The sequence below is a fragment of the Psychrobacillus sp. NPDC096623 genome (assembly GCF_044762655.1).
Taxonomy (GTDB): Bacteria; Bacillota; Bacilli; order Bacillales_A; family Planococcaceae; genus Psychrobacillus.
Genome location: NZ_JBIWER010000001.1, coordinates 76,759 through 95,396, shown reverse-complemented (window position 1 = coordinate 95,396; position 18,638 = coordinate 76,759). Strand labels below are relative to the sequence as shown.

16 protein-coding genes are annotated in these 18,638 nt (G+C 36.5%); all 16 read left to right on the top strand.

The features are described 5' to 3' along the window. Positions 1–147 precede the first annotated feature (147 nt). The 16 genes from ACIQX2_RS00485 (at position 148) to ACIQX2_RS00410 (ending at position 18,629) form a co-directional block, all read left to right on the top strand. The gene (locus ACIQX2_RS00485) at positions 148–420 is read left to right on the top strand and encodes a YlmC/YmxH family sporulation protein (RefSeq protein ID WP_402845879.1); all 273 of its coding nucleotides are present in this window, start codon (positions 148–150) and stop codon (positions 418–420) included. After that, positions 417–1,217: a hypothetical protein gene (locus ACIQX2_RS00480; RefSeq protein ID WP_402845877.1), complete on the top strand. Its 801-nt coding sequence runs from the start codon at positions 417–419 to the stop codon at positions 1,215–1,217. Before ACIQX2_RS00485 ends, ACIQX2_RS00480 begins: the two co-directional genes overlap by 4 nt. Continuing rightward, complete coding sequence (locus tag ACIQX2_RS00475; protein WP_402845875.1) at positions 1,217–1,804, top strand: dipicolinate synthase subunit B; 588 nt, start codon at positions 1,217–1,219, stop codon at positions 1,802–1,804. Before ACIQX2_RS00480 ends, ACIQX2_RS00475 begins: the two co-directional genes overlap by 1 nt. 77 nt (positions 1,805–1,881) lie before the next feature. Continuing rightward, the gene (locus ACIQX2_RS00470; protein WP_402845873.1) at positions 1,882–2,928 is read left to right on the top strand and encodes an aspartate-semialdehyde dehydrogenase; all 1,047 of its coding nucleotides are present in this window, start codon (positions 1,882–1,884) and stop codon (positions 2,926–2,928) included. Between the two features lie 2 nt (positions 2,929–2,930). Next, positions 2,931–3,812 (top strand): 4-hydroxy-tetrahydrodipicolinate synthase, encoded by an 882-nt coding sequence (gene dapA / locus ACIQX2_RS00465; RefSeq protein WP_402845871.1) that lies wholly within the window; start codon positions 2,931–2,933, stop codon positions 3,810–3,812. Between the two features lie 398 nt (positions 3,813–4,210). Then, positions 4,211–5,878: a ribonuclease J gene (locus ACIQX2_RS00460; RefSeq protein ID WP_402845869.1), complete on the top strand. Its 1,668-nt coding sequence runs from the start codon at positions 4,211–4,213 to the stop codon at positions 5,876–5,878. A 356-nt stretch (positions 5,879–6,234) separates the two neighbouring features. Then, positions 6,235–8,478: an FtsK/SpoIIIE family DNA translocase gene (locus ACIQX2_RS00455; protein ID WP_402847458.1), complete on the top strand. Its 2,244-nt coding sequence runs from the start codon at positions 6,235–6,237 to the stop codon at positions 8,476–8,478. Positions 8,479–8,676: 198 nt separating this feature from the next. Beyond that, entirely contained in the window at positions 8,677–9,405 is a 729-nt protein-coding gene (locus ACIQX2_RS00450) for a GntR family transcriptional regulator (RefSeq protein WP_402845867.1), read from the top strand. A 48-nt stretch (positions 9,406–9,453) separates the two neighbouring features. Next, complete coding sequence (locus tag ACIQX2_RS00445; RefSeq protein WP_402845865.1) at positions 9,454–10,539, top strand: BMP family lipoprotein; 1,086 nt, start codon at positions 9,454–9,456, stop codon at positions 10,537–10,539. Between the two features lie 180 nt (positions 10,540–10,719). After that, the gene (locus ACIQX2_RS00440; RefSeq protein ID WP_402845863.1) at positions 10,720–12,270 is read left to right on the top strand and encodes an ABC transporter ATP-binding protein; all 1,551 of its coding nucleotides are present in this window, start codon (positions 10,720–10,722) and stop codon (positions 12,268–12,270) included. Next, a complete protein-coding gene (locus ACIQX2_RS00435; RefSeq protein WP_402845861.1) occupies positions 12,260–13,306 on the top strand; it encodes an ABC transporter permease in 1,047 nt (348 codons plus the stop codon). Before ACIQX2_RS00440 ends, ACIQX2_RS00435 begins: the two co-directional genes overlap by 11 nt. A 1-nt stretch (position 13,307) precedes the next feature. After that, entirely contained in the window at positions 13,308–14,267 is a 960-nt protein-coding gene (locus tag ACIQX2_RS00430) for an ABC transporter permease (protein ID WP_402845859.1), read from the top strand. A gap of 106 nt (positions 14,268–14,373) precedes the next feature. After that, entirely contained in the window at positions 14,374–15,651 is a 1,278-nt protein-coding gene (gene yfmF, locus ACIQX2_RS00425; protein ID WP_402845857.1) for an EF-P 5-aminopentanol modification-associated protein YfmF, read from the top strand. Continuing rightward, positions 15,644–16,945: an EF-P 5-aminopentanol modification-associated protein YfmH gene (yfmH, locus tag ACIQX2_RS00420; RefSeq protein ID WP_402845855.1), complete on the top strand. Its 1,302-nt coding sequence runs from the start codon at positions 15,644–15,646 to the stop codon at positions 16,943–16,945. Before yfmF ends, yfmH begins: the two co-directional genes overlap by 8 nt. Next, on the top strand, positions 16,938–17,669 hold the full coding sequence (gene ymfI, locus ACIQX2_RS00415) for an elongation factor P 5-aminopentanone reductase (protein WP_402845853.1): 732 nt from the start codon (positions 16,938–16,940) through the stop codon (positions 17,667–17,669). The genes yfmH and ymfI overlap by 8 nt, the downstream gene beginning before the upstream one ends. Positions 17,670–17,822: 153 nt before the next feature. Beyond that, a complete protein-coding gene (locus ACIQX2_RS00410; protein ID WP_402845852.1) occupies positions 17,823–18,629 on the top strand; it encodes a DUF3388 domain-containing protein in 807 nt (268 codons plus the stop codon). Positions 18,630–18,638 lie beyond the last annotated feature (9 nt).

Below are 18,638 nucleotides of genomic sequence, written 5' to 3'. Positions count from 1 at the left end.
CCGGAAAGCGTCCGACGTAACGGAAAACAACTCTAGAGGAAATTAACTACATAAACAACAGGCTCATTTTTCACAAGCATTTCTTTTATTCACTTTGTACGGCGAAATGGCATATATATAAATAGAAATCAATAAGGAGGAGAATGATTGTTACTTTCGGAACTTGCAGAAAAAGAACTTATCCAAGTTAAGGACGGCGCAAGATACGGCAAACTTGCAGACACTGAATTGCTCTTCAATCCAGAAAACGGGAAAATTGAAGGGTTCGAGGTTTTTCAAAAAACAGGAACTTTTTTTCAAGCAAACAAATCAGGCAAGAAAAAGGAATTTATTGCATGGGAAGAAATTATTCTTATTGGGAAAGACAGAATTCTGTTTAATGAAGCAAATACTGAAATTGGAAATAGTGAATATTCGTGAAAAAAAAGTGTGCAATCATTGGTACAGATGCCCGTCTACCTTTTGTAAAGGAAACTTTAGATAATCTATTAGAAGTGAAAATTTTTCCAACAATGATTTGGACGGAAGAACTTAAAGCAGCCATAAACGATTTTCATCCTACCATTATTTTTTTACCAATACCACCATTAAAAATAGATTGTTCTTTCGTTTTGCCCAACTCATGTCTTCTCCTTTTTGTTGGAAAAAAGAATTCAGAAATTGAACAGGAAATACAAAATAGCCAGGTTCATGCTTTTAATTATTTAGAGGATGAGCAGTGGATTTGGGAAAATGCAAATCTTACAGCTGAAGGTTTCATAAACTACTTTTATAGAAATGAAAACGAATCCATATATAACAAAAAATTTATCATAACAGGTTACGGTAGAGTAGGAAAAAGACTGGCTTTTGCTCTGCATCATTTAGGAGCAGAGGTAATCATCTCAGTTCGATCTGACCATCAACTATTTGAAGCAAAAAGTTATGGATATCAAATAGAGCAATTGGAGCATGTGGATAAAATCCGAGATGCACAATCGACCTATCTCATTAATACCATTCCATATAGATGGCTTAGTCCGTCCGATACGAATAGGTTTATAAAAGTGTATGATTTAGCATCAAATCCTGGGTGTCTGCTCGAGTCAGCCAATTCGACTCCTACAAACTATATACATTCTACTAGCTTACCAGGCTTGTTTTTTCCGAAGGATGCAGGATATTTAATAGCAAAGACTGTGCAAACTCAATTGGCTTTGCTAGAGGGGGAAGAATAGTGTTAAAAGATCTTCGAATAGGATTAGGGATAACCGCATCTCATTGTACTTATGAAGAAGTTATTCCAATGATTAAACAGTTTACAGAGTTAGGGGCAACTGTTGTTCCAATAATTACGTATTCTGTGTTAACTGCAGCAACACGCTTTGGAACAGGTGAGGAATGGGTAGAAAAAATAGAAGAGGCTAGTGGCAGCAAGGTAGTATCAAAGATTGTTGAGGCAGAACCGTTTGGACCAACCAATCCATTAGATTGTATGGTGATTGCTCCGATGACTGGGAACTCAATAAGTAAGCTAGCAAATGCACAAACAGATTCGCCCGTGTTAATGGCGGCAAAAGCAACTTTGCGTAATGGAAAACCCGTAGTACTAGGAATATCCACAAATGATGCATTAGGATTGAATGGTATGAACATTATGAAACTACTTTCTACCAAAAATATATACTTTATCCCCTTCGGCCAAGATAACCCTCATAACAAACCAAACTCGCTTATTGCTGACTTTACAAAAATTATTCCTACAGTTGAGCATGCAATTCAATTCAAGCAATTTCAACCATTACTCATTAGTCATCAATTATAAATATTGATGAAGATGTATTTTCATGTATAATATAATACAATATCAAAAATAGCATTGGTCTAGGAGGAGAGCTTTTCATGTCACAAGGTTTTACAGTAGCAGTAGTGGGAGCGACAGGTGCAGTTGGTCAAAAAATAATCGAAAAATTGGTAGATAGAAGTTTTCCTTTTACCACATTAAAATTATTAGCTTCCAAAAAATCAGCGGGTAAAGAAGTAGTAGTTAATGGGAGTACTTATATAATTGAAGAAGCGACACCAGCGTCATTTGAAGGTGTTGACATAGCATTTTTCTCTGCAGGTGGCTCTATCTCTAAAGCTTTAGCAAAAGAGGCGAGTAATAGAGGTGCAATAGTTATTGATAATACGAGTGCCTTCCGGATGGATAAAGATACACCCTTGGTTGTTCCAGAAGTAAATAAACAAGCGTTACACGAACATACAGGGATTATTGCTAACCCGAATTGTTCTACTATTCAGATGGTTTGCGCACTTGAGCCGATTAGACAAAAATTTGGTTTAAACAAAGTGATTGTTTCTACCTATCAAGCAGTATCGGGTGCTGGAGCAGCTGCTATTGAGGAATTGACAACACAAAGCGAAGAAATAAAAATGAAACATGCAAGACCTGAAATTTTACCAGTAAAAAGTGCTGAAAAGCATTTTCCTATAGCAGGAAATGTCATCCCTCAAATTGATGTATTCACTGAAGATGGTTTTACATTTGAGGAGCATAAAATGATGAATGAAACGAAAAAAATTATGTCTTTACCAAATCTTGCGATTGCAGCTACATGTGTAAGAGTACCAGTTGTGACGGGACATTCTGAATCGGTATTTGTAGAAGTAGAACAAGACAACGTAACGCTAGATCAAGTAAAACAACTTCTTGCAGATTCTGATGGCATAATCTTGCAGGATGATCCTGCTCAACAGCTTTACCCGATGCCTTATTTCGCAGAGGATAAGGATCATGTTTTTGTAGGACGCTTAAGAAAAGACCCTTCGAATGATAAAGGGTTTCATATGTGGATTGTATCAGATAATTTATTGAAGGGTGCAGCACTGAACTCTATACAAATTGCAGAAGCGCTTATTGCTGAAGGTATTTTAAAAGAGGTGTAAAAATGAATATAGGCCCTATTGCTACGGCAATGGTCACCCCGTTTCAAACAGATGGATCAATCAATTATGCTGCAACGGAACTTTTAATCGAACATTTACTAGCTACTGGGACCGATTCTCTCGTCATTAGCGGAACAACAGGGGAATCTCCTACTCTATCAACTGAAGAAAAACTTAATTTGCTTAAATTCGTTGTAGAAAAAGTGAATAATAGAGTTCCCGTTATCGCGGGTACGGGAGGTAATAATACAGCTGCTTCAATTGAACTTTCTCTAAAGGCTGAGGCTCTTGGAGTAGATGGACTAATGATTGTCACACCATATTATAATAAACCAAACCAGCGAGGGTTAATTGCCCATTTTAATGCAATTGCAAATGCAACATCTTTGCCAATAATTGTTTATAATATTCCGAGTCGGTCTGTTATTAATATGGAGCTAGAGACTGTTGTAGCGTTAAGCCAAATTCCATCTATTCAATTTCTAAAAGAAGCCAGTGGCAATCTAGATCAAATGACTAGAATTATGAAGGCTACAAAAGGTGATTTAGAAGTATATAGTGGTGATGATTCTCTCACACTTCCATTACTTGCAATAGGTGGCAAAGGGATAATTTCAGTTGCTTCTCATATTGTAGGAAATGATATGAAGAAAATGATTGTAGAATTTCAGAGTGGTAATCATCCAGAAGCTGCACGAATTCATCAATCATTAGTGCCACTAATACAGGCTTTATTTAAACAGCCGAATCCGACAGTCATAAAATATGCACTTTCTAAAATAGGTATCGAAGTGGGTAGTTTACGTCTCCCACTTGTTGAAATGACTGAAAGAGAAAAACGGGAATTTGATTTAATCTGGGAACAATACAAAAATTTTGAATAATTTTGGCGGAAAGGCTGAAGATTTGCTATTTCAGCCTTTTTTTTATTTGTGTGAATCGATGACGTCCGATATAATGAAAATTAGTGGATGTTGGACGGGTTAACTTCTTCAGCAAAAAAATTAACAATCTAACGTGATTAGATATCCTCGACTTCTAGAGAAAGCGGAGAGATGAATACCGATATGAAAAAACAATTCAGTGAGCAAAGCCCTTGCTGAAAAGTTAAGCTTATGGTGAATGTAACAGATTTTTGAATGGACTCTTAGGATGATGTTAGTCTAAGAACATCCCATTCATACGACAGCGGCTAACTGACCTGCATCACGCAGGCCCTAGCACAATTCAAAATCTGGACGCAATTATACCTAGGCGCAATTGATTTATAGGAGGAAAAGATTTGGTAAAAGTAAAAAATGAACTTATTCGAATTATACCGCTCGGTGGAGTTGGAGAAATCGGAAAAGCAATGTATGTAGTAGAAATAGATGAAGAAATATTTGTCGTCGATAGTGGTTTAATGTTCCCAGAAAATGAAATGCTAGGAATAGATATAGTTATTCCAGACATTACGTATCTAGTGGAAAATAAAGATCGAGTAAAAGGAATCTTTTTAACGCATGGTCATGAAGATGCGATCGGATCAATTTCTTATTTACTACAAAAAGTACAAGCACCTGTATACGGTTCGAAGTTGACCATAGCTTTGGCTAAAACGCATTTAAAAGCGTTACCGACGAAGCAACCAGTCAAATATTTTGAAGTAACAAATAAAAGCCGTATGAATTTTCAAGGCACATATGTAACCTTTTTCCATACTACACATAGTATTCCGGATTCGTTAGGTATCGTGTTCCATACGTCCGAAGGTGCAATTGTTCATACAGGAGAATTTAAGTTTGATCAGTCAGCTAAAGGGAAGTATCGTCCAGATATTGCTAAAATTGCTGGTTTAGGAGAAGATGGTGTATTTATACTTTTATCCGATTCAACTGAAGCAGAAAGACCGGGTTATACCACATCAGAAGCAGTTATTGAAAACCAATTATCAGAAACATTCCACGCTGCTAAAGGACGTATACTCGTTGCCCTATATGCTTCCAACTTTATCCGTATTCAACAAGTAATTGACAAAGCAATTGAAACAGGAAAAAAAGTTGCAATTGCTGGAAAAAGCTTAGAAAATATTTTCGAAATTGGTTTAGATCTTGGTTATTTTACAGTAGAAGAGGATACAATTATTTCTATTAAGGAAATCTCAAAACATAATGATGAGAATATTGTGGTCATTGTATCTGGTACACAAGGTGAACCATTAGAAGCATTAGAAAAAATGATTCGTAAACATCATAAAGATATTAAGATCAAAGATACAGATACTGTGTTAATCACTTTTACACCTTCTCCTGGTATGGAGGTAGGCATGTATAATACGATGAACCAAATCGCAAAAGTCGGAGCGAAAGTATTAACTTCCGAAAAAAATGTCCATGTATCTGGTCATGGAAGTCAAGAAGATTTGAAAATGATGTTGAACCTGACTAAACCTAAGTACTTTATACCAATTCAAGGGGAATATCGTATGTTGATGGCCCATTCAAAATTGGCTCAAGATACCGGCATGTCCAAATCGGAAATTTTCATTGCCGATAAAGGCGATATTGTAGAGTATAAGAGCGGTAAAATGAGAATGAGTGGTCGAGTTCAAGCAGGAAACGTTCTAATCGATGGAATCGGTGTTGGAGATGTTGGCAATATTGTATTACGCGATCGTAAGCTGCTTTCTCAAGATGGTATATTTATAGTGGTTGTCACATTAAATCGAGCACAGAAGAAAATTGCTTCTGGACCTGAAATTCTTTCTAGAGGATTTGTCTATGTCCGTGAGTCAGAAGCGCTAATGGAAGAGTCTGCTAACCTAGTCCGAACAGTTGTTGAAAAATATGTGAATAAAGAAACGTTTGAATGGACAAACATTAAACAAGAAATCCGTGATACGCTAAATTCATATTTATTCCAACAAACAAAAAGACGTCCGATGATCATCCCGATTATTATGGAATATTAATGTGAATAAAGGATTTCCTTTCCGAATACGGAGGGAAATCCTTTTTATCTTAAAGAATAAAAAGTATATAAAATTGTACTATAATGTGAACACTGGGTACATGATACTTAAGAATTGAAGGAGGGCGACGGACAGGCAAACATCATAAGATTACCGAAAAAAGTGATATTGGTAATCATATAGTAAAACATCTGTCCAAACCCTTTGAAAACTATAGAAACAGGATATGAACAAAAAGGAGCGCACTTCTTTTTGTCCGACTTTTCTTTAAAGTGATATTAATAACAATTTAGAAAGTAGGTGACACTTTGGCAAGGAAGAAAAAAAGACCAACAAAAAAGCCTGCAAAAAAAACAATGCATCCGCTTCTTTATGAAATAATTGGACTATTAATTATTGGTTTATCTATTATTTCGTTTTTTGAATATGGACTTGTGGGAGAATTTTTAGCTTACATAAGTTATTTCTTATTCGGAAATTGGCATATTGCAGTTCCATTTATGCTTATTGTTTACGCACTTATTATAATGATCAAACAATCAGTACCAGCATGGAACCACCGGCTGCTAATGGGATGTGCGTTTATATTAAGCAGTTTACTATTATTTAGTCATATCGCTCTATTCCAACAATTATTTGAAGGAAAGGCATTAGTGACGAATTCTGTTTTAAGAGAAAGCTATCGTGTCATGGTTGAGAGTGGCGGAATCACTGATCGAAACAGTTCTTTAGGTGGAGGAATAGTAGGAGCCATACTCTTTGCATCTTTCCATGTTCTCTTTGATTCGGCTGGAGCGAAAGTAGCTGGCTGGCTTATGTTATTTATAGGGATTGTATTACTAACTGGCAAAGCGTTAGTTCCGTACTTAGTAGAGACATTTCCAAAGCTAAAAGAAAACTTCCTTAACAGACCGAAAAAAAAGAAAGCAAAACCTGCGCCAACTCCACCTAGTGGACCGTCCCGTCGCAACAAAAAACAGGCAGCTCAGGAAGAAGCGGTAACTGTAATCGAGGCGATACCTGTAGAGACAGAGGAAGTCGAGCAAGCCTCGTCTCCTATTATTTCTGCTTTCACGGAACGAATAGCTAGAAAAGAAGTAGTGGAGGAACCAACTGAACCAATAGAACCATTAGACATAAATATGGAAAATGAAACAGTGGAAAATGAGGACTATCAATTACCCTCTATTAACTTATTAGATGCGCCTGCTCATAGCGATCAAAGTGGAGAACTTAATGCAATACAAGCAAATGCGAAAAAGTTAGAGCAAACATTTTTAAGTTTTGGAGTAAAAGCAAAGGTTACGCAAGTTCACTTAGGACCAGCAGTAACAAAATATGAAGTTCTACCAGATGTTGGTGTAAAGGTTAGCAGAATAGTTAGTCTACATGATGACCTCGCTCTAGCGTTAGCTGCGAGAGATATTCGGATAGAAGCACCTATTCCCGGTAAATCAGCGATAGGTATTGAAGTGCCGAATAAGGAAATAGCAATTGTAAGTTTACGCGAAGTTCTAGAATCGGAAGAAAATGATAAACCAAATCTGAAACTACTTATCGGATTTGGTCGAGACGTAACAGGACAAGCAGTGCTTGCACAATTGAATAAAATGCCACATTTACTCGTTGCAGGTTCAACAGGTAGTGGGAAAAGTGTATGCATCAATGGAATAATTACAAGTATTATGATGCGCGCAAAACCTCATGAAGTGAAAATGATGATGATTGACCCCAAAATGGTTGAACTTAATATGTATAATGGCATTCCACACTTACTTGCACCAGTAGTAACGGATCCAAGAAAAGCATCTCAGGCATTAAAGAAAATCGTATCGGAAATGGAGAGAAGGTACGAATTATTTTCTCATACAGGCACACGAAATATGGAAGGGTATAACGAGCATATTGATAGATGGAATGAAGAAAATGAAGAAAAACATCCAAAATTACCATTTATTGTGGTAATAGTGGATGAGTTAGCGGATCTAATGATGGTAGCTTCTGCTGATGTGGAGGATTCAATCACTCGATTAGCTCAAATGGCTCGTGCTGCTGGAATACATTTGATAATTGCAACACAAAGACCAAGCGTAGACGTAATTACAGGTATTATTAAAGCTAATATTCCATCTAGAATTGCATTTGCGGTATCGTCCGCTATAGACTCTAGAACTATTTTGGATATGGGTGGAGCAGAAAAGTTACTTGGTCGAGGTGATATGTTATTCCTACCAGCTGGTAGCTCGAAACCTGTTCGAGTACAGGGGGCATTTTTATCAGATGCAGAAGTTGAAAGAATTGTAGATTTTGTTATTGAACAACAAAAAGCAAACTATCAAGATGAAATGATCCCCGATGAAGTTGAAGAATCTGCCGAACAGATTGATAGAGATGAATTATACGATGATGTAGTACAACTCGTAACAGAAATGCAAACAGCATCCGTGTCTTTACTTCAACGTAGATTTAGAATTGGTTATTCCAGAGCAGCAAGAATTATTGATCAGCTAGAATTTAGTGGAGTTGTCGGACCTTATGAGGGAAGTAAGCCAAGACAGGTTTTAATATCCAAAAATGCCGTTGATGATGACATAATATGAGTCAAAAGGTTAAATAGTATAACACTTTTCAAAAAAAGTATGACAAAATCATTACAAAGTAATCAAGTTTTTGTAACAACTTTTAACCTAATGTGAAGAAAAGTATTTATTTCACCTTTTAAAAATGGTATAGTATGACTGATTAGTAGGAAAGTTTTACATCAGAGGTCTGATCTCTTCAAAATGGTGGTGTTTTAGATGACAATAAAAGTAGACCATCGTCATTTATATTTGCAAGTGATCGATCGTCTTAAACAAGACATCGAAAAGGGCGTATTCAAAGAAAAGGAAAAACTTCCTTCTGAATTTGAATTAGCCAAGTCACTAGGAGTAAGTCGCGCAACATTAAGAGAAGCTCTACGGTTATTGGAAGAAGAAAATGTTATCGTAAGAAGACATGGAGTAGGTACCTTTGTAAATTCTAAGCCTATTTTCACGTCAGGTATTGAACAGCTATCAAGCGTATCTTCCATGATACGTAAAGCAGGTATGGAACCTGGTACTATTTACTTAAGTTCTATGCAGTCGATCCCAACCGAGGATGATATTTTAAGATTTCAATGTGGTCAGGAGCAATCGATTGTTACGATGGAACGCGTCCGTACTGCAAATGGCGAACCAGTTGTGTATTGTGTCGATAAAGTTCCGAAAAATTATTTGCCTAATGATTTTCTCATTAGAGAAGAAGGCTCTATTTTTACTGCATTAGAAGAGTCTGGAGAAATACATATTTCTTATGCGGTGACATACATTGATCCCGTGGGTTACCATTTGATTGCTTCACCAACTTTGAATTGTGAACCAGAGACTTCCTTGCTTGTTTTAAAGCAACTCCATTACGATGAAAACGATCGTGTGGTTTTGTACTCGAAAAATTATTTTCGAGCGGATAAATTTAGCTTTCACGTTGTTCGGAAAAGGGTGTAAAATGCAACAATTCCTGCTAACAAGAAAAAAATAATGGGGGTTTTCAAATTGACAAAGCGTAAATTTGGATTAGGTCTATCACTAGTACTAGCTGCTGGAACGATTCTAGGAGCATGTGGATCTAAAGATGATGATGCATCTACATCAACAGATTCAAAAGATTCAGGTTCTGAAGGTACAACTGAAGCAGTAGATTTTTCTCTAGCAATGGTAACTGACGTTGGTGGTGTTGATGACAAATCATTCAATCAATCAGCTTGGGAAGGTATTGAAGCATTCGGTAAAGAAAATGGTCTTGAAAAAGGCGATGGTGGATATGACTACCTTCAATCGACTTCAGATGCCGACTATATTACAAACCTTAACAATTTAGTACGTCGTGACTTTGATATAGTTTATGGTATTGGTTTCTTAATGGAAGAACCAATCAAAACAATTGCTGAGCAACAACCAGATGCTCAACTTGCAATTATCGATTCAATCGTTGATGCTCCAAACGTTGCTTCTGTAATGTTCAAAGAGCAAGAAGGATCATTCCTTGCAGGTGTCGCTGCTGCTCTAATGTCTGAATCTAAAAAAATCGGATTCGTTGGTGGGATGGAAATTCCAGTAATCGAACGTTTCGAAGCTGGTTTCTTAGAAGGTGTTAAAGCTGTAGATCCTTCTATAAAAGTAGATGTACAATATACTGGTAAATTTGATGATGCTGCTCTTGGTAAAACAACTGCTAACCGTATGTATTCTTCAGGCGTAGATATTATTTTCCACGCTGCTGGTGGTACTGGTAACGGTGTATTCGCTGAAGCAAAAGAACGTAAAACAAAAGATGCTAATGCAAACGTATGGGTAATCGGAGTTGACTCTGACCAATACGCAGAAGGTGCTGTTGGCGACACGAATGTAACACTTACTTCAATGTTGAAAAAAGTTGGAACTGCTGTTCAAAACATTGCAAAAGAAACAATGGATGGAAAATTCCCTGGTGGAACAACAGTAACTTATGGTTTAGCTGAAGAAGGTGTTGGCCTTGCAGATTCTCGTGGAGCTATCCCACAAGAAATTCTTGACCAAATTGATGAATACTCTAAAAAAATCGCTTCAGGCGAAATTACTGTTCCTGAAACAGTAGAATAATTTGTTTTTAACATCATAAAGACCGATACTTATCGGTCTTTATGATATTTTAATTAATAGAAGAAAGATTTTAAAAATTTAAAGTCTTTACTAAATTTATATGAGATAAACTTTAACTTATAAATTTAAGATCTTTCCTGTATTAATTTAGTACTAGTATTATAGTGGGGAGTGAATTCATTGGATTATGTAATAGAGATGCTTGGCATACGGAAAGAGTTTGGATCGTTTGTTGCAAATGATAACATTACCCTTCAGTTAAAAAAGGGAGAAATCCATGCTCTTTTAGGAGAAAATGGTGCTGGGAAGTCTACACTAATGAACGTTTTGTTCGGATTATATCAGCCAGAGGCGGGCGAGATAAAAGTAAAAGGAAAGACAGTTAAAATTACTGACCCTAATGTGGCAAATGATCTAGGTATTGGGATGGTCCATCAGCATTTCATGCTCGTGGAGAATTTTACAGTAACTGAAAATATAATATTAGGTAATGAGTTAACGAAAGCTGGAGTTGTCGATATTAAAGATGCAGCTAAAAAAATTCGAAAACTTTCTGAAATGTACGGGTTAGATGTAGATCCCAATGCAAAGATTGAAGATATTTCTGTTGGGATGCAACAACGGGTTGAAATATTGAAAACGCTTTATCGCGGGGCCGATATACTTATCTTTGATGAGCCTACTGCTTCGCTGACACCTCAAGAGATTAATGAACTTATACAAATTATGAAGCGTTTAATACAAGAGGGTAAGTCAATTATACTAATCACTCATAAGTTAAAAGAAATTATGGATGTTTCTGATAGAGTAACAGTTATCCGTAAAGGTGAAGGTATTGGTACGGTTGTGACCGCAGAAACAAATCCAAATGAATTAGCATCACTTATGGTAGGAAGACAAGTAGAATTTAAAACTGTAAAGAGTGAGGCAAATCCTACAGATGAAACCCTAGTAATAAAAGATTTAGTTGTAGCAGACTACCGTGGAATTGATAAAGTTAAAGGATTAAACTTAACTGTTCGTAAGGGTGAAATTTTAGGTATTGCTGGAATCGATGGAAATGGTCAAAGTGAGCTAATCGAGGCAATAACAGGTCTTCGTAAAACAAAAGCTGGTACTGTCTCTATTAATGGACAAGATATAACCAACAAAAAACCACGTAAAATTACGGAGTCTGGGGTAGGTCATATTCCACAGGATAGACATAAGCATGGTCTAGTTCTGGACTTTTCTATCGGTCACAATATAGCACTTCAAACATATTATCAAGATCCTATCTCTAAAAATGGGTTTATGAATTATTCAAAAGTTTCAGAGTTAGCTCAAAAAGTTATTAAAGACTTTGATGTACGTACTCAAGGTGAACATACTCCCGCTCGTGCACTTTCTGGAGGAAATCAACAAAAAGCAATTATCGGACGTGAAGTCATCCGTGATCCAGAATTATTGATTGCAGCTTTACCGACACGTGGACTTGATGTAGGAGCTATTGAATTTATTCACCAGCGTCTTATCGAACAACGTGATAATGGAAAAGCGGTACTTCTACTTTCATTTGAATTAGATGAAGTTATGAATGTATCTGATCGTATTGCAGTTATTTATGATGGACAAATTGTTGATACATTATTACCTAAAGAAACCTCTGAGCAAGAGCTAGGGTTATTAATGGCAGGTCAAAAAAAGAATTCAAACAAAGTTAAACAGGGGGAAACAACTCATGTCGAATAGAGTAGTCAATATACTTGTCCCTGTTATTTCTGTTATTTTAGGATTGCTCGTAGGAGCCATTGTTATGTTAGTAAGTGGATATGATCCAATAGCTGGCTATTCTGCACTATGGAATGGTATTTTTGGAGATACCTATGCAATAGGTGAGACTATTCGTCAAATTACTCCATATTTACTTGCAGGTTTATCTGTAGCATTTGCTTTCCGTACGGGATTATTTAATATCGGGGTTGAAGGTCAATTATTAGTAGGATGGTTTGCAGCAGCTTATGTTGGAATTGCATTTGATTTACCTATGTATATCCATTTGCCATTTGCTATTATCGCTGCAGCATTAGCTGGCGCAGCATGGGCTTTCATTCCAGGGCTATTAAAGGCAAAATTACAAGTCCATGAAGTTATTGTAACAATCATGATGAATTATATTGCTTTACATACAACAAACGCATTGATAAAAATTGTATCTGATGGTGGGGATAATACAGGAACAATTAATGCATCGGCTTCTTTAAAATCTGCATTTTTTGAAAGTATTACAGATTACTCTCGTTTGCATTATGGTATTTTCATAGCATTAGCAATGGTTTTACTAATGTGGTTTATTTTAGATAAAACAACAACTGGCTATGAGCTAAAAGCAGTTGGTTTTAATAAGCATGCGTCCGAGTATGCAGGGATGAATGTAAACAAAAACATCATCCTATCTATGGTCATTTCTGGAGCATTTGCTGGACTTGCAGGTGCAATGGAAGCATTAGGTACGTTCCAATATGCCAATGTTAAAGGTGGATTCACCGGTATAGGTTTTGATGGGATTGCAGTTGCATTATTAGGAGCTAATACACCATTAGGGGTTATATTCGGTGCTGTGCTGTTTGGATCTTTAAAATATGGAGCTCTTAATATGCCGAACGAAGCAGGTATTCCAGTAGAAATTGTATCAATTGTAATAGCTATTATCATATTCTTCGTAGCATGTGGTTACGTTATTCGCTATTTCCTTGAAAAAGCGAACAAGAAAAAGGAGGCGAAATAGTATGAGCTTCTTAGATGTATTATATTTTATTGTACCTTCTGCTATTTTCTATGCAGCTCCTTTAATCTTCACTGCAATTGGTGGAGTATTCTCTGAACGATCTGGTGTTATAAACATCGGATTAGAAGGATTAATGGTAATGGGTGCTTTTATCGGTATACTATTTAACTTAATGTTTGTCGATACTTTTGGAGCAATGACTCCATGGTTTGCATTAATGGCGGCAATGGTTGTTTCTGGTATATTCTCTATTATGCATGCTGTTGCATCAATATCGTTCCGTGCAGACCAAACGATCTCCGGGGTTGCGATCAATATGCTAGGAGTTGCCATTGCACTATTCTCAGTGAAGATGATTTATGGTAAAGGACAAACAGATTATATTCAAGAACGATTTATCCGTTTTGATATACCATTATTAAGTGAAATCCCAGTAATTGGTCCAATGTTCTTTAAAGACGTATACGGAACTTCTATTTTAGCGGTTGGTATCGCTATTATGGCCTGGTTTGTCATTTATAAAACTCCATTTGGATTACGTTTACGAGCTGTTGGAGAACACCCAATGGCAGCTGATACAATGGGAGTTAATGTTACGAAAATGCGCTATATTGCCGTAATTTTATCTGGTATGCTTGCAGGAATAGGTGGAGCTGCATATTCTCAATCAATTTCTGGTGAATTCAGTCATACTACGATCAATGGGCAAGGCTTCATGGCTCTTGCAGCGATGATTTTTGGAAAATGGCACCCGCTTGGTGCACTAGGAGCAGCGTTGTTCTTTGGATTTGCCCAAGCGCTAAGTATTATTGGTGGACAGATTCCATATGTAAAAGAAGTTCCAACGTATTTCTTACACATATTACCTTATGCTTTAACTATCTTGGCAGTAGCTGGATTTATAGGTAAAGCGTATGCGCCAAAAGCAAGTGGAATACCTTATATTAAAGGAAAACGATAACAGACAGGGACCAATTAATTGGTCCCTTTTTGTATGTACTGATATAATTAGCATATGTATAGTGAATCGTCTTATGAGATACACTAGAATAAAAGGGGGATCACGTATGTTTCAACAATTTGAACTTGCAAGTGGCGTTAAGCTTTTTGTGAGACCTACAGAACAATTTAAAACAATCAACATCTCATTCAAATGGAAACAGCCTTTAACAGTAGAAAAGGCATCTATTCGTGCGGTACTCGCGAATATATTACAATTTAGCAATGAGGTATTTCCTACAAATGTAGCTTTTAGAAAGCGTTTAGATGATTTGTACGGAACTGTTTTGTATTTTGATACGACAAAAAAAGGAAGCCATCATATTTTTTCATTGAACGCGGAAACTGTAAATGATGCTTACTTATCCAATGAAAAAATTGTCGATGAGGTATTCTCTTTATTACATACCGTTATTTTCAAACCAAATTTAGTGAATGGAAAATTTGATGAAGCGATTGTAAAACGAGAAAAAGAACAGGTTATTGAGCGCATTCAATCCATGTATGATGACAAAACAAGATATGCCCAGCAGCGTTTGTTAGAGAATATTCGTCCAAATAAGGCAGCTTCTATTTCATCTAATGGAACCGTAGATGCTGTTAAAGCGATTACAAACGATCGGCTAATCGAAATGCATCAGGAATTATTAACAAAAGATGATCTGTCTATCTATATTGTTGGTGATGTAAACGTCGATGAGATAAAAGAAAAAATGACGAATCATTTTTCATTTGTTGATCGCACAAAAGTACTTGAAAAAGCAGAAGAGATACCAAACGAAAAGAATGACAAAAATTTTCTTCATGAAATTCAAGAAATGAAACAAGGAAAGCTTCATATTGCCTATCAAACACCGATCACTTTTTTCTCAGAAGAGTTTCCGGTTATGCAGCTGACTAATGGTATTTTAGGTGGATTTTCTCATTCCAAAATTTTTATGAATGTTCGTGAAAAAGAAAGTATGGCCTATTACGCATCGAGTAGTTATTCATCTCTCTACGGTTTAATCTTTGTACTAGCGGGAATAGAGTCTAATTTACAGGAAAAAGCAGTGGCATTAATTGATGAACAACTTAAAGCCTTGCAAGCGGGCGAAATTTCCGACCTAGAGTTAAACCAAACGAAGTCAATGCTTACCAATCAACTAAAAGAAGCTTTAGATTCTGCACGAGCTCAAATTGAAATATACGATCAATATAAAGAACTGAATACATCCTTTACTGTAGACAACTGGATAGAAAAGTGGAAGGATGTAACTAAAGAACAAATTCAACAAACGGCATTAACGATTGAAAAGGAATTTGTTTATTTCCTTTCAGGTAAGGAAGGTGCAGCAAATGAATAAAAATTATTTTGAACAATTAGAGGAAACATTATACAACGAAACACTTCCAAATGGCTTAGATGTCTATATCCTTCCGAAAAAAGGATTTTCAAAGACGTTTGTCACTTTTACTACAAAATATGGCTCAATCGACCGTGAATTTATTCCTTTAGGTAAGGATGAGCCTGTCATTGTTCCTGATGGAATTGCTCATTTTCTAGAACACAAAATGTTTGAAAAAGAAGAAGGGGATGTTTTTCAAAAGTTCAGTGAAAAAGGTGCATCTGCCAATGCATTTACTTCTTTTACTAGAACCGCGTACTTATTTTCCTCAACTGACCATGTTTTAGATAATACGAAAACGTTGTTGGATTTCGTTCAGCAGCCCTATTTTACGGAACAAACTGTGGAAAAAGAAAAAGGGATAATTGGTCAGGAAATTACAATGTATGACGACCAGCCAGATTGGCGTCTATACTTTGGAACAATTGAGAATATGTATAAAGAATTCCCAGTTAAAATTGATATCGCCGGGACAATTGAAACGATCAGCCATATTACTGCTGAACATTTATATGAATGCTACAACACGTTCTATCATCCCTCGAATATGGTGTTATTCGTTGTGGGAGCAGTCAATCCAGAAGAGATGATGGACTTCATCAAAGCAGATCAAGCAGCGAAAACATTTGAGGAACCTCAAGAAATTAAACGATTCTACCCTGAGGAGCAACAGGCAGTTGATGTAAAAGAACGTACGCTTCAGATGGATGTTCAAAAACCTAAAGTATTATTTGGTATTAAAGCGAGTAATACAAATATTTCTGGGGATGAAATGTTAAATTATGAGTTAGCAATGCAAGTTGCAATTGAGATGTTATTCGGCAGAAGTTCCGCATTTTATCAAGAAATATACGAAAATGGTTGGATCGATGAATCTTACTCAGCAGACTTTTCTATGGAGCAAGGCTATGGTTTTACGATGATTGGCTCAGATACTGTCAATCCAACGGAACTGACCGAAAAAATAAAAGAAACGATTCAGAGCTACGCTTCTAACTGGAATTTGAAGGAAGAGGATTTACAACGTATTGTGCGTAAAAAAATCGGTTTTTTCCTACGAGCACTAAATTCCATTGAATATATTGCAAATCAATTTACTCGTTACTCTTTCAATGACATGAATTTATTTGATGTTGTTCCTGCATTAGAGAAACTAACTATGGATCAAGTAAAAGAAGCATTCCAATCGTTAACAAACGAGGATGCGCATACTGTGTTTACAATCTTACCAATTGAAAAAAATAATGACTAAAAAGTTTGCATTAGTGCTTGGTGCATCTGGTGAAATTGGGTATGCAATATGTAGGAATCTTGCAGAGGCCGGTTGGTCCATTTATCTTCACTATGCAAATAATGAAGCTAGCATCTTCACTTTATTAAAAGAACTGAATGATTCCTATCCAAAACAGGAATTTAGCGTCATTCAAGCGGATATGAGTAAGGAAGACTGTATAGAAAAGATTGCAGATTCTGTATTTAGCCTTCATGCGGTTGTATTTGCCCAGGGACATAGTCTTTACAAAGCTTTAGAAGACACTAGCTTAGCTGATATTCGTTTGCTATTTCAGGTGCATGTAGAGCATCCGATGGCTCTGTTAGCAAGACTGAATAGCAAGCTTCGTAAACAACCTAGTAGTTCAGTCGTCTTTGTAGGTAGTATTTGGGGAGATGCAGGTGCCTCATACGAAGTGGCTTACTCAGCTGCTAAAGGAGCTCAGCATGCCTTTGTAAAGGCCTATGCTAAAGAGGTTGCCTTGCAGCGAACAAGAGTAAATGCAGTTGCTCCGGGATTTATCGAGACAAAAATGAATGCTCATATTGAAGAAGAGGCACGTCAGCTAATTATGGATGAGATTCCTGCAGGCATTTTCGGCTCGACACAAAATATAGCTGATACGGTTGGTTTTTTAACAAGTGAAAAGGCAAGCTATATTACTGGTCAAATTATTCGGGTTAATGGTGGATGGTATATTTGATTAGTTTATATCACTAATTGCAAAAGCTTATAGGAAAAGAAAAGAGAGAAATACACGCTCTTTTCTTTTTTTCTTTTATTCGACACCAAAATCATATATGATAGAACTAATCATTAAGTGAAACGTCATCTATAAAGAAGGGAAAGATATAACATGGCTAGTGAATGGTTTTTTGAATACGAAATTCAAGTTAATCGTCCAGGACTTTTAGGTGACATTTCTTCTTTACTTGGTATGCTTCGAGTTAATATTGTAACGATCAATGGTGTAGATGAAGGCAGACGGGGTATGCTTATAAAAGCAGAAAAAAAGGAAAATATTGAGCGCTTTGAACATATCGCTTCTACAATGGAAACGATTCAATTGACTAAATTTAGAGAGCCTAAGCTTAGAGATCGGCTTGCAGTCCGTCATGGTCGATATATCCAACGAGATGCAGACGATAAAAAAACGTTTAGATTTGTTCGTAACGAGCTTGGTCTCTTAGTAGATTTTATGGCCGAAATCTTTAAACAAGAAGGACATAAACTTATTGGAATCAGGGGAATGCCAAGAGTAGGCAAAACGGAATCAGTGGTCGCAGCAAGTGTATGTGCTAACAAAAAATGGATATTCCTGTCTTCAACAATGATTAAGCAAACGATTAGAAGCCAATTGGCAGGGGACGAGTTTAGCGATCGTAATATTTTTATATTAGACGGTATTGTAACGAGAAAATCAAATGATGAAAAGCATCTTCAGTTAGTAAGGGAAATGATGCGGATGCCAACGATAAAGGTTGTGGAGCATCCTGATATGTTCATCCAATATTCGGAGTATGATATTGATGATTTTGACTATATTATCGAGCTTCGTCATAATCCTGACGAACAAATCACATATGAAATGATGGAAAAAAACCACGGAATGTCTGACAAAGGAATGACAGGCTTTGGCGGATTTGGTGGATTCAATTTTTAACGGGTAGGT

Coding starts and splice junctions, on each gene's coding strand:
- ACIQX2_RS00470 (WP_402845873.1), top strand. CDS start 1,882: ATGTCACAAGGTTTTACAGTAGCAGTAGTGGGAGCGACAGGTGCAGTT.
- dapA (WP_402845871.1), top strand. CDS start 2,931: ATGAATATAGGCCCTATTGCTACGGCAATGGTCACCCCGTTTCAAACA.
- ACIQX2_RS00455 (WP_402847458.1), top strand. CDS start 6,235: ATGCATCCGCTTCTTTATGAAATAATTGGACTATTAATTATTGGTTTA.
- ACIQX2_RS00450 (WP_402845867.1), top strand. CDS start 8,677: ATGACAATAAAAGTAGACCATCGTCATTTATATTTGCAAGTGATCGAT.
- ACIQX2_RS00435 (WP_402845861.1), top strand. CDS start 12,260: ATGTCGAATAGAGTAGTCAATATACTTGTCCCTGTTATTTCTGTTATT.
- ACIQX2_RS00430 (WP_402845859.1), top strand. CDS start 13,308: ATGAGCTTCTTAGATGTATTATATTTTATTGTACCTTCTGCTATTTTC.
- yfmF (WP_402845857.1), top strand. CDS start 14,374: ATGTTTCAACAATTTGAACTTGCAAGTGGCGTTAAGCTTTTTGTGAGA.
- yfmH (WP_402845855.1), top strand. CDS start 15,644: ATGAATAAAAATTATTTTGAACAATTAGAGGAAACATTATACAACGAA.
- ymfI (WP_402845853.1), top strand. CDS start 16,938: ATGACTAAAAAGTTTGCATTAGTGCTTGGTGCATCTGGTGAAATTGGG.
- ACIQX2_RS00410 (WP_402845852.1), top strand. CDS start 17,823: ATGGCTAGTGAATGGTTTTTTGAATACGAAATTCAAGTTAATCGTCCA.